1 rRNA gene is annotated in these 1,082 nt (G+C 54.1%); it reads left to right on the top strand.

What is annotated here, in order from left to right:
* Window positions 1–1,082, top strand: a 23S ribosomal RNA gene (locus C1631_RS25205); the annotation flags it as partial.

Here is a 1,082-nt window from a genome sequence, read left to right on the forward strand (position 1 = left end):
CGTGAAATCCTGTCTGAACATGGGGGGACCACCCTCCAAGCCTAAGTACTCCTCAGCGACCGATAGTGAACCAGTACCGTGAGGGAAAGGTGAAAAGCACCCCGACGAGGGGAGTGAAATAGCACCTGAAACCGGATGCTTACAAACAGTAGGAGCCCAAGGTTTGTCCTGGGTGACTGCGTACCTTTTGTATAATGGGTCAGCGACTTAAAGTTACGAGCAAGCTTAAGCCGATAGGTGAAGGCGCAGCGAAAGCGAGTCTGAATAGGGCGTTCAGTTCGTGGCTTTAGACCCGAAACCGAGTGATCTAGCCATGTGCAGGATGAAGGTGGGGTAACACCCACTGGAGGTCCGAACCAGTGCCCGTTGAAAAGGTCTTGGATGACGTGTGGCTAGGGGTGAAAGGCCAATCAAACTCGGAAATAGCTGGTTCTCCGCGAAAGCTATTTAGGTAGCGCCTCGAGTGAATACCGTGCGGGGTAGAGCACTGGATGGGCTAGGGCCGCCCACAGCGGTACCAAACCCAACCAAACTCCGAATACGCACGAGTACTGCTCGGGAGACACACGGCGGGTGCTAACGTCCGTCGTGGAGAGGGAAACAACCCTGACCGACAGCTAAGGCCCCCAATTCGTGGCTAAGTGGGAAAGGATGTGGGACTCCCAAAACAACCAGGAGGTTGGCTTAGAAGCAGCCATCCTTTAAAGAAAGCGTAACAGCTCACTGGTCTAAATAAGGGGTCCTGCGCCGAAAATGTAACGGGGCTCAAGCCACGAGCCGAAGCTTCGGATTCACTTCGCAAGAGGTGAGTGGTAGCGGAGCGTTCCCTAGGCTGATGAAGGAAGACTCGTGAGAGCTTCTGGAGGTATGGGAAGTGCGAATGCTGACATGAGTAACGACAAAGAGTGTGAAAGACACTCTCGCCGAAAGTCCAAGGGTTCCTGCGTAAAGTTAATCTTCGCAGGGTTAGCCGGCCCCTAAGGCGAGGCCGAAAGGCGTAGTCGATGGGAACGGGGCAAATATTCCCCGGCCAGTGGATGGTGACGGATGCCGTATATCGTTCAACCTTATCGGATTGGTTG

Origin of the sequence: Chryseobacterium phosphatilyticum (assembly GCF_002899825.2) — a bacterium.
In the GTDB taxonomy this organism is placed as follows: Bacteria; Bacteroidota; Bacteroidia; order Flavobacteriales; family Weeksellaceae; genus Chryseobacterium; species Chryseobacterium phosphatilyticum.